This window comes from Methylobacterium sp. HJ2, from assembly GCF_056431005.1.
The window spans coordinates 147,922-158,963 of sequence record NZ_JBWJYM010000011.1; the positions used below are offsets into that span (position 1 = coordinate 147,922).

General features: G+C 71.4%; 7 protein-coding genes. 5 read left to right on the forward strand and 2 right to left on the reverse strand.

The annotated features are described in order from the left end of the window. The first annotated feature begins 50 nt into the window (after window positions 1–50). The 3 genes from sorA (at window position 51) to ACS5RC_RS23175 (ending at window position 3,092) form a co-directional block, all read left to right on the forward strand. Window positions 51–1,265 carry a SorA family sulfite dehydrogenase catalytic subunit gene (gene sorA, locus ACS5RC_RS23165; RefSeq protein WP_478346282.1) on the forward strand — a complete coding sequence of 405 codons (1,215 nt, stop codon included), beginning with the start codon at window positions 51–53 and terminating at the stop codon, window positions 1,263–1,265. Window positions 1,266–1,281: 16 nt separating this feature from the next. Further along, complete coding sequence (gene sorB, locus ACS5RC_RS23170; RefSeq protein WP_478346283.1) at window positions 1,282–1,590, forward strand: SorB family sulfite dehydrogenase c-type cytochrome subunit; 309 nt, start codon at window positions 1,282–1,284, stop codon at window positions 1,588–1,590. 410 nt (window positions 1,591–2,000) lie between these two features. After that, a complete protein-coding gene (locus ACS5RC_RS23175; RefSeq protein ID WP_478346284.1) occupies window positions 2,001–3,092 on the forward strand; it encodes a YeiH family protein in 1,092 nt (363 codons plus the stop codon). Window positions 3,093–3,101: 9 nt separating this feature from the next. Here ACS5RC_RS23175 and ACS5RC_RS23180 read toward each other — a convergent pair whose 3' ends face one another. After that, on the reverse strand, window positions 3,102–3,587 hold the full coding sequence (locus ACS5RC_RS23180; protein ID WP_478346285.1) for an Lrp/AsnC family transcriptional regulator: 486 nt from the start codon (window positions 3,585–3,587) through the stop codon (window positions 3,102–3,104). A gap of 107 nt (window positions 3,588–3,694) precedes the next feature. Here ACS5RC_RS23180 and ACS5RC_RS23185 point away from each other — a divergent pair, with 107 nt between their 5' ends. After that, on the forward strand, window positions 3,695–6,088 hold the full coding sequence (locus tag ACS5RC_RS23185) for a transketolase (protein ID WP_478346286.1): 2,394 nt from the start codon (window positions 3,695–3,697) through the stop codon (window positions 6,086–6,088). 304 nt (window positions 6,089–6,392) lie between these two features. Then, window positions 6,393–8,828 carry a DUF4214 domain-containing protein gene (locus ACS5RC_RS23190; RefSeq protein WP_478346287.1) on the forward strand — a complete coding sequence of 812 codons (2,436 nt, stop codon included), beginning with the start codon at window positions 6,393–6,395 and terminating at the stop codon, window positions 8,826–8,828. A gap of 65 nt (window positions 8,829–8,893) precedes the next feature. Here the strand turns inward: ACS5RC_RS23190 and ACS5RC_RS23195 are convergent, their stop codons facing one another. Then, window positions 8,894–11,038 (reverse strand): helicase-related protein, encoded by a 2,145-nt coding sequence (locus ACS5RC_RS23195; protein WP_478346288.1) that lies wholly within the window; start codon window positions 11,036–11,038, stop codon window positions 8,894–8,896. Window positions 11,039–11,042 lie beyond the last annotated feature (4 nt).

Consider the following 11,042-nt stretch of genomic DNA (forward strand, 5'->3'; position numbering starts at 1 on the left):
GATCGAGAGCGCGGCTCCTCGCTGCGCGCCAACCGGATGGGAGGACCACGATGACCGCGCACCTGCGACGGGACGTTCTCAAGCTCGTCGGCCTCGGCGCCCTCGCGGCCGGGTCCGGGGCCCTGCGCCTGCCCGCGGCGCGCGCCGCCGAGGCCGCGTCCCTGCCCTTCGGCAACGGCGAGCGGCCCCTGGTCGCCTATCCGGGCAAGCGCCCGCTCCTGCAGATGACGGCGCGCCCGCCGCAGCTCGAGACCCCGTTCGGGGTCTTCGACGAGGGCGTGATTACCCCCAACGACGCCTTCTTCGTGCGCTACCACCTCGCCGACATCCCGACGAGCATCGACCCGGACGGCTACCGGGTCGCGGTGGGGGGCCATGTCGAGCGGCCGGTCTCGCTCGCCCTCGCCGACCTCAAGGCGATGGCCGGCAGCGAGGTCGTCGCCGTCAACCAGTGCTCGGGCAATTCGCGCGGCTTCTTCGAGCCGCGGGTCGCGGGCGGCCAGCTCGCCAACGGCGCGATGGGCAACGCCCGCTGGGCCGGCGTGCCGCTGAAGGCCGTGCTCGACCGGGCCGGGGTGAAGGCCGGGGCGGTGCAGGTGGCCTTCGAGGGCCTCGACGGGCCGGTGCTGCCGGAGACGCCCGACTTCGCCAAGTCGCTGCCGATCGACCACGCCCGCGACGGCACGGTGATGCTGGCCTTCGCCATGAACGGCGCGGAGCTGCCCTGGCTCAACGGCTATCCGCTCCGCCTCGTGGTGCCGGGCTATTACGGCACCTACTGGGTCAAGCATCTCAGCGCGATCACGGTGCTCGACAAGCCCTTCGACGGGTTCTGGATGGAGAAGGCCTACCGCATCCCGGACAATGCCTGCGCCTGCACCGAGCCGGGCCAAGCGCCGAAATCCACGGTGCCGATCGGCCGCTTCACGGTGCGCTCGTTCCTCACGAACCTCCAGGACGGCGCCTCCCTGCGGGCGGGGCGGACGGAGCTGCGCGGCATCGCCTTCGACGGCGGCTCGGGCATCCGGGCGGTCGCGGTCTCGACCGACGACGGCCGGACCTGGAGCGAGGCGACGCTCGGGCAGGATCTCGGGCGCTTCTCCTTCCGGCCCTGGACGCTCTCCGTCGACCTGCCGGCCGGCGCCCACGCGATCCGGGTGCGGGCCACGGGCAACGACGGCGCGACCCAGCCGATGGAGCCGCTCTGGAACCCGGCCGGCTACCTGCGCAACGTCGTCGAGACCACCCGCGTCCGCGCGGCCTGAACGGAGAACGCAAGCGATGCGATACCTGATTCTCGCCGCGGCCCTCCTCGCTGGCGCCGCCGCCCACGCCGCGCCGCGGAGCTACGCGCCGCCCGAACCGACCGCCGAGCTCCGCCCGGCCCCGGCGGACCATGCCGCCGGGTTCGAGGCCGCGCAGGCCAATTGCCTCACCTGCCACTCGGTGGACTACATCGCGATGCAGCCGCCCCGGAAGGGCAAGGCCTTCTGGGAGAGCGAGGTGACCAAGATGATCAAGGTCTACCGCGCACCGATCGGCGAGGCCGACGGCCGGGCGATCGCGGCCTACCTCGCCGAGGCCTATTGAGCGCGGCGCGTTCCCTGCACACGATCGGGGCCCATTCCCGTTCGGTCCGAGAGGCTATCGGATCTACACATCGTCCTCGGGCCCATATCCGTGGCATTCCGAGGCGCCGGTTCGTCCCTCCCCCCTCTGCGGGGGAGGGTGGCGCCCGAAGGGCGACGGTCGGGACGAAGTCCCGCAGAGAGGGGAACCCGGCTTCAGGGGGTGACGCAGCGTCGATGCCGAGCGCCGTCCTGAACCGTCGCTCCCCTCTCCCGCCTCACCGCGTTCGGCACCCTCCCCCGCAGAGGGGGGAGGGAGACGGCGCGGGTGGCATTCGCGATGCGTGACCCTCGTCACCCCTCTGCGGGGGACGAAGACCGCGCGGGCTGCATCCACGATGGCAGCCTATCGGAGCCCGAAAGGAGGGCTGCATGACGGCCAAGGCACCCGCGAAGGCGACGACGAGGCACCCGCTGGCGGGTCTCGTCGCGCGCACCGGCGAGGCCCCGGGGCTCCTGCCCGGCATCGTGCTCTGTCTCGGCATCACCGCCGTGGCGGTGGGCGTCCAGGCGATCGAGGAGCGGCTGCTCGACCACCCCTACATCGAGGCCCTCGTCGTCGCGATCCTGCTCGGCATCGCCGTGCGCACCGTCTGGTCGCCGGGCGACCGCTTCCGCGCCGGCATCGCCTTCTCGGCCAAGCAGGTGCTCGAGGTCGCCGTGACGCTGCTCGGGGCCTCGCTCAGCCTCGGCGCCATCCTGGCCTCGGGCCCCGCGCTGCTGACCGGCATCGTCGGGACCGTGGCGCTCGCCATCACCGCGAGCTACGCCATCTGCCGCAGCCTCGGCCTCCCCGCCCGGATGGCGATCCTGGTCGCCTGCGGCAACGCGATCTGCGGCAATTCCGCGATCGCCGCCGTGGCGCCGGTGATCGGGGCCGACAGCCGGGACGTCGCCGCCGCCATCGCCTTCACGGCCGTGCTCGGCGTGCTGATGGTGCTGGGCCTGCCGCTCTTCGTGCCGCTGGCCCACCTCTCCGAGCACCAGTACGGCGTGCTCGCGGGGCTGACCGTCTACGCCGTCCCGCAGGTGCTCGCCGCCACCGTGCCGGTCGGGCTGATGGCGACGCAGGTGGGCACCCTGGTCAAGCTGGTGCGGGTGCTGATGCTCGGCCCCGTCGTGGTGGCCTGCTCGCTGCTCGCCGCCCGCCTGCCCGCCGCGGACAGGTCGCGCCCGGCGACGCCGCGCCGGCTCGGCTTCGCCAAGCTGGTGCCGTGGTTCATCCTCGGCTTCCTGGCGCTCGCCACCGCGCGCTCCCTCGGGCTGGTGCCGGACGCCGCCGCCCAGCCGCTGACCCGGCTCGCGGGCTTCCTGACCGTGGTGTCGATGGCCGCCCTCGGGCTCGGCGTCGACGTGCGGGTGCTCGCCCGCGTCGGCGCCCGGGTGACGCTGGCCGTCTCCGGATCGCTCGCCGTCCTCCTGGTGATCAGCCTGCTGCTGATCCACGCCCTCGGCCTCGCCTGACGGCCGGACTCATTCCCCGGGACGGGAGGCCAGCGGCAGCGCGGTCGAGCGCTTGACCTGTCCGAGGGCGAAGCTCGACTCGATCGAGGCGACGCCGTCGAGGCGGGTGAGCTTGTCCTTCAGGAAGCGCTCGTAGGCCGCGAGATCCTCGACCACAATGCGCAGCAGGTAGTCGCGCTGCCCGGTCATCAGGTAGCAATCCACCACCTCGGGCCAGCGCGCCACCGCGTCCGCGAAGCGGTCGAGCTGCTCCTCGCGCTGCCGCTCGAGCCGGATCGAGGCGAAGACGCTCACCGGCAGGCCCGCCGCGACCTGATCCACCACCGCCACATAGCCCGTGATGATGCCCGCCGCCTCGAGCATCCGGATGCGGCGGGCACACGGGGAGGCCGTCAGGCCGACCCGCTCGGCGAGCTGGAGCGCGGTGAGGCGCGCATCCTCCTGCAGGGCGGCCAGGATCTTCCGGTCGATCACGTCGATCGCGACTCTTGGCATGAAATCGGCTCCCGGCAGCGCTCGGCGATTGATTGCAGCCAATTCGGTGCCGCGCAATGCCGCAGATTGGGCGCCGTTGCCCGGATGGCGGCGCTACACTCCGGGTCATGAGCGATTCGCGACTGCCCTACCTCTCGGCGCTGGCCCGGAAGGCCCTCTGGCTCTCCACCTGGACCATCCACAACGCCAACCACCTGCGGCCCTCGGCCGACGGGATGAAGGTGGGCGGCCACCAGGCCTCCTCGGCCTCCCTCTGCGCGATCATGACGGCGCTCTACGGCGCGGTGCTGCGCCCCGAGGACCGGGTCGCGGTCAAGCCGCATGCGAGCCCGGTCTTCCACGCGCTGCAATATCTGTTCGGGCACCAGACCCGGGAGAAGCTGGAGAATTTCCGGGCTTTCGGCGGGGCGCAATCCTACCCGTCGCGCACCAAGGACGTGGACGACGTCGACTTCTCGACGGGCTCCGTCGGCCTCGGCGTCGCCCAGACCCTCTTCGCCGGCCTGGTGCAGGATTACGTGCGCGCCAAGGGCTGGGGGACCGGACGTCCGGAGGGCAAGATGGTCGCCCTGATCGGCGATGCCGAGATGGACGAGGGCAACATCTTCGAGGCCCTGCTGGAGGGCTGGAAGCACGGCCTGCGCAACACGTGGTGGATCGTCGACTACAACCGCCAGAGCCTCGACGCCGTGGTGCGCGAGGGCCTCTGGGCCAAGTTCGAGTCGATGTTCCGCAATTTCGGCTGGGACGTGGTGGTGCTCCGGCACGGCTCGCTCCAGCAGGCGGCCTTCGCCGAGCCCGGCGGCGCCGCGCTGCGGGACTGGATCGAGGCCTGCCCGAACCAGATCTACTCGGCGCTGGCCTTCCAGGGCGGGGCGGCGTGGCGCAAGCGCCTCACGGACGAGCTCGGCGACCAGGGCGCGGTCTCGGCCCTGATCGAGCGGCGCTCCGACGCGGAGCTCGCCGCGCTGATGGGCAATCTCGGCGGGCACGACCTGCCGATGCTGGTCGAGGCCTTCGAGGCGGCCCGCGCCCATGACCGGCCGGTCTGCTTCATCGCCTACACCATCAAGGGCCACGGCCTGCCGCTCGCCGGGCACAAGGACAACCATGCGGGCCTGATGACGCCCGCGCAGCTCGAGGGCTTCCGCGCCGAGATGGGCGTGCGTCCGGGTCACGAATGGGAGCCCTACGAGGGCCTCGACGTGGCGCCCGACGCGATGGCCCGCTTCCTCGACGCCGTGCCCTTCGTCCAGGCCGGGCGGCGGCGCTACGCGGCGCCCGAGATCGCGGTGCCGGAGCGCCTCGAGACGCCCCGTCAGGCGAGCCTGTCGACGCAGGCCGGCTTCGGCCTCCTGATGCACGCGATCGCCAAGAGCGACGAAGCCTTCGCCAGCCGGATCGTCACCACCTCGCCGGACGTCACCGTCTCGACCAATCTCGGCGCCTGGGTGAACCGCCGCGGCCTCTTCGCCAAGGAGGAGATGGCCGACATCTTCCGCAAGGAGCGCATCCCCTCGACCTACAACTGGACCTTCTCGCCGGGCGGCCAGCACCTCGAGCTGGGCATCGCGGAATCGAACCTGTTCACCGCGCTCTCGGCCCTCGGGCTGTCCCACTCGATCTTCGGCGAGCGCCTGCTGCCGGTCGGCACGCTCTACGACCCCTTCATCGAGCGCGGCCTCGATGCGCTGAACTACGCCTGCTACCAGGATGCCCGCTTCATCCTGGTGGCGACGCCGGCCGGCGTGACGCTCGCCCCCGAGGGCGGCGCGCACCAGTCGATCAAGACGCCGCTGATCGGCATGGCCCAGGACGGGCTCGCATCCTTCGAGCCGGCCTTCGTGGACGAGCTCGCGATCCTGCTGCGCTTCGCCTTCGCCCACATGCAGCGCAGCGGCGCGGCCGAGCCCGACCCCGCGACGGGGCTTGCGGACGCGTCCGGCGGATCGAGCTATTTCCGCCTCTCGACGCGCACCCTGGAGCAGCCCTCGCGCCAGATCGGGCCGGAGCTCGCCGACGACATGATCGCGGGCGCCTACTGGCTGCGCAGGCCCGGGCCGAACGCCGAGGTCGTGGTGGCCTACCAGGGCGCCCTCGCCCCGGAGGCGATCGAGGCGGTCGGGATGATGGCCGAGGACCGGCGCGACGTCGGACTTCTCGCGATCACCTCGGCCGACCGGCTCCATGCCGGTTGGAGCGCCGCCCAGGCCCTGCGCGAGGCCGGCAATCCGGGCGCGGAGAGCCATGTCGAGCGCCTGCTCGCCGACCTGCCCCCGCATTGCGGCCTCGTCAGCGTCCTCGACGGGCACCCGGCGACGCTCGCTTGGCTCGGCTCCGTCCACGGCCACCGGCAGCGGGCGCTCGGCGTCTCCCGCTTCGGCCAGACCGGCACCGTCGCGGATCTCTACCGCCATTTCGGCATCGACGCGCGCGGCATTGCGGCCGCCGCCCAGGCCATCGCGCCCGGGCGCGCGATCCGGCATCTCAGGCGGGCGTGAGCGATGTCCGCCGTCCGCGCGCGGCAGGACGGCGGCTTGCGCGACCGGGCCGGCCGCGGAGGGCCCGGACGGCCGGTCCGCCGCCGATCGCGCTTCGTTGCTTAATCCAAAGGTGACAGTCCCATCGAAGGCAAGTCACCGGAGCCGGCGCGGTGCCGATCGGCCGGACACACTGTAATCGCGGCGTGATCCGCTCCGCCCGCCCCGTGAGACTTGAGAAGCCGTCGGCCAGTCATCCCCGTGTCACTGGAATCCGGTCAAACGCCCCGACCGGAATCAATCCAGAACCATTCGGGGATTCAGCATGGCTGCGAACCAGATCGGCCCGTCGACCACACAGACGTCCTACCTCGCTCCTCTCGATCCCGCCGTCAGCTTCACCTCGATCCTGAGCGCCGGCGATCAGGTGCCCGGCTCGCTGAAGGCGGACGGCACCCCGTGGCGTTTCGTCGGCACCCCGGACGGCATCGGTGCCTTCGACAACGGCAACGGCACCTTCACCGTGCTCCTGAACCATGAGATCGGGCCGACATCCGGGACATTGCGCGCGCACGGCTCGATCGGCGCCTTCGTCGACCGTCTCGTCATCGACAAGAACACCCTCGCGGTGGTCTCGGCCGGCGATCTCGGCCAGAAGGTCTTCACCTTCAATACGACCTCGGGAACCTACGTCCCGAGCACGACGGCCTTCAACCGCCTGTGCTCGGCGGATCTTCCCGCCGTATCCGCTTTCTACGACGCCGCCACGGGCCTCGGCACCCAGGCGCGGATCTTCATGAACGGTGAGGAAGCGGGCGCCGAAGGCCGGGCCTTCGCCTGGGTCGCGACCGGAGCCGCGGCGGGGACCGTCTACGAACTGCCGCGCCTCGGCAAGCTCTCGTTCGAGAACTCCGTCGCCAACCCCGCCACGGGTACCAAGACGATCACGATCGGCCTCGACGATTCGACGCCCGGTCAGCTCTACCTCTATGCGGGCGACAAGCAGGCGACCGGCACCGACATCGACAGGGCCGGCCTGACCAACGGCAAGCTCTACGGCATCAAGGTGCCGGCCTTCACCCAGGAAACGACGGCGCTCGCCCTGGGCGCCGCCGGCACGCCGTTCACGATCCAGGAGATCGGCCCGAACGGCGACGCCTCGCAGATGACGGGCGCGCAGATCCAGGCCGAGAGTACGGCCGAGGGGGTGACCGAGTTCCTGCGGCCGGAAGACGGCGCCTGGGATCCGTCGAACCCCAACCGCTTCTACTTCAACACCACCGACGCGATCACGGCGCCGTCGCGCCTCTGGGCGCTCGACTTCGTCGATGTGAAGCGCCCGGAACTCGGCGGCAGCATCAAGATGCTGCTGGACGGGACCGAAGGTCAGGTCATGCTCGACAACTTGACCGTCACCGCCGACGGCAAGGTCGTCACCCTCGAGGACGTCGGGAACAACGCCCGGCTCGGCAAGATCTGGCAGTACGACCCGGCGACCGACGCGCTGACCCAGTTGGCCGAGCACGATCCCGCGCGCTTCTCCGGGATCACGCCGCCGTTCAACCAGGATGAGGAAAGCTCGGGCGTCATCGATGTGACGTCGATCCTGGGCAAGCCAGGCAAGCAGGCCTTCCTGATCGACGTGCAGGCGCATTACGCGTTCGGCACCCCGGAGATCGTCGAGGGCGGTCAGCTGCAGGTGATGTATATCGATCGCACGATCGACGGGACGTCCGGCAACGACACCCTGACCGGCAGCGTCATCGACGATCTGATCCGGGGTCGCGACGGCAACGACATCCTCATCGGCGGCCGAGGCAACGATATCCTCGACGGCGGCGTCGGTCTCGACACGGCCGTCTTCACGACCCGCTTCGCCGACACGCTGCTGGTCCAGGGCGGCGGCACGACGATCTTCAGCGGTGCCGACGGCGTCGACACGCTGACCAATATCGAGCAGTTCCGCTTTACCGACGTCACCGTCGGCCTCAAGCCCGATCTCTACGGCAGCCCGCAGACCGGCACCGCGAGCGCCGGCGTCCAGGTCGCGGGCCTGTACGACGGCCTTCTCGGCCGCAGCGCGGACGATTCCGGCCTCGTCGCCTTCACCGACCTGCTGAAGAGCGGTGGCACGGTGGCGCAGGTGGCCGATGCCATCCTGCACTCGGCGGAGTACACGACCCGTTTCGGGGATGTGACCCAGAAGTCCAATTCGGCTTTCGTCACCGCGTTGTACCGGACGGCGCTGGGACGGACGCCGGATCAGGGCGGATTCGACGCGTACCTGACTGCGCTCAACACGGGCACGTCACGCGCGGTGGTCGCCGCGAGCATCGCCCTCTCGGCGGAGAACTTCACCGGCCTGACGGTCGACGAGACGGGGATCTTCGTGCCCGACACCGAGGCGTCGGTGGCCGGGCGGCTCTATTTCGGGCTCCTCGACCGTCCGGGGGAGGCTGCCGGCCTGCATGACAATGCGGCCTTCCTGGAGCGCGGCGGCACCGCCAAGCAACTGGCCCAGCTCTTCCTCGACTCCGCCGAGTACAGGTCCCGCTTCGCAGGCCTGAGCGATGCCGCCTTCGTCGAGGGCCTCTATCAGAACGCGCTCGGACGGGCGTCCGACGCGACCGGGTTCAGCGACTTCACGACCTTCCTGGCGAAGGGCGGGTCGCGCGCCGACGTCGCGTTGGCCTTCACGCAGAGCACGGAGGGGCAGGCGCATTTCGCGCCGGTGCTGCAGCAGGGCTGGGTCGCCGTCTGAACCCCGTTGCAGAGGCCGAATGCGTCCGGCTCGGACGATGGCGGATCCGGGTCGGCGACCGAGGTTCAGCGGGCGCCCGAGGCCCGGCGCGTGCGGCGCTCGGCCTTCCGGGTCGCGGTCTCGCGCAGGTGCTGCTCGATCGCTCCGTTGGCCCGGCCGCGCATGAGGCGCACCGCCTCGACGTCGTCGAAGGTGTCGGGGAAGCGCCGCGACAGCCAGAGATAGGCGCTGGCGAGCTTCACCGTCCGCTCCTGGTAATCGAGCTGGCCGGCGAGGTTGGCGCGCAACGCCGGCACCCCGGCGCCCGCGGCACGGGCCTGGGTCCAGCGCTCCAGCACCGCCATCGACGCCTCGTCGCGTCGGTCGACCGGGCAGACCGAGAAGGCGAATTTCTCCTCGATCGGCAGCCGCGCCCGGTCGACGACCCGGGCGACGTCGAGGATCTCCTCCAGCGCCGAGGGCTGGAACGGCGAGCCTGCGTAGAAGGTGGCGCGGGCGAAATGCGTCAGGACCTCGTGGAGGCTTGCGGTCTGCATCTCCTCGGCGACCGAGCGGATCGCGATGAGATCGGGCCGGACGTAGAAGCGGGTGTCGGCGGCGGGCGCCGTCGGGGCGCCGCCCAGCGCCGTGCGGATCGGCGCGAGGGCCGTCTCCTCGGTCGCCGCGACGTAGCCGACCTCCTGATGGCCGTAGCGGCCGGCCCGGCCGGCGATCTGGCGGATCTCGGAATGGGTCAGTGCGCGCTCGCCCGTGCCGTCCCACTTGCGCACCGCCGAGAACACGATCCGCTTCAGCGGCCCGAGGTTGAGGCCCATGCCGATCGCGTCGGTGGTGACGAGGACGCCCGCCTCGCCCGAGCGGAACCGGGCGGCCTCGGCGCGCCGGACCTCCGGCGAGAGCGCGCCGTAGATCGTCGCGACGCTGTGCCCGCGCGCCACCAGGATCTCGCGGTTCTCGTGCACGGCCCGGCGCGAGAAGGCCACCACGGCGTCGCCCGCCTCGACCTTCTCGAGGGGCACCGGATCGTCCAGCAGCACGAGGGGCGACTTGCGCAGGAAGGGGATCACCTCGAGCGACTCGTTGGCGGCCTCGGCCGCGCGGCGGACATAGGCCAGCGCGTCGTCGGAGCCGCAGACGATGACGGTGCGGGCCGGGATGCCGAACAGGGCGTTGGTCCAGGCCCAGCCCCGGTCGGGATCGGACAGCATCTGGATCTCGTCGATCACCGCCACGTCGACGGGCCGCGTCAGGTCCGCGGTCTCGATGGTGCGCGCCGTGTGGGTCGAGTCGGCCTCGCCCAGAACCTCCTCGCCCGTCACCATGCCGGCGCGCAGGCCGCGCTCCAGCAGGGCCTCGTAATTCTCCAGCGCCAGCAGGCGCAGGGGCGCGAGGTAGGTGCCGGTCGGGGCCTGCGTCAGCTGCGTCAACGCCGCGTAGGTCTTGCCGGAATTCGTCGGCCCCATGTGGAAGACGATGCGCCGGCCGAGGCGGCGCGCGGCCGCGAACTTCTCGATATAGGCACCGAAGCCGACCTGATCGCGCAGGCGGCGCAGGCGCGAATCCTGGCGCGCCACCATCTTGGCGCGCCGCCGCACCGGCGTCAGCGTGTCGTTGAGCGAGCGCGCGAGGTTCGGGCCGACCCGGAACTGGCGCGAGCGCAGCGAGCGGTCGAGGGCGTCCACGTAGGTGCCCGCATCGGCTCCGACCTCGCGCAGGTCCGCGACGATCTGGGCGCGCAGGCGCTCCACGGGCTTGCGCAGGTCGCGCACGATCCGGTCAGACGTGGTCCGCACGGCGCCGCGCAGCTCGTCGAGGCGCCGCGCGGGATCGTTCCCCTCGGCCATCTCCCGCAGGATCTCGGACGCGAGGCCTTCGGGCGGTCCTTCGAGCCGCAGCGCAAGGCGACCGTCGTCGAGGAGCGGGATCGCGGTGCGCAGGCTCCAGGAGATCGCGAGCGCCTGGGTGACGATCGGCTTGAGGGCGGGGATCGCCCGGGCGATCGCGGCCGTGCCGGTCTCCGCGAAGGCCCGCCGCGCCGCCATCGACCGCAGGGCCGCGGCGACGCGGGCATCGGCGACATGGCCGCCGAACTCGGGCAGATCGAGCTGCTCGCGCAGGGCCTCGAGATCGACCGATCGCAACGGGATACCGAGACGGCCGAGCGCCTCGATCAGGATCTCGATCGTCGGTTGGACGCGCTTGCGTGCCATGCTT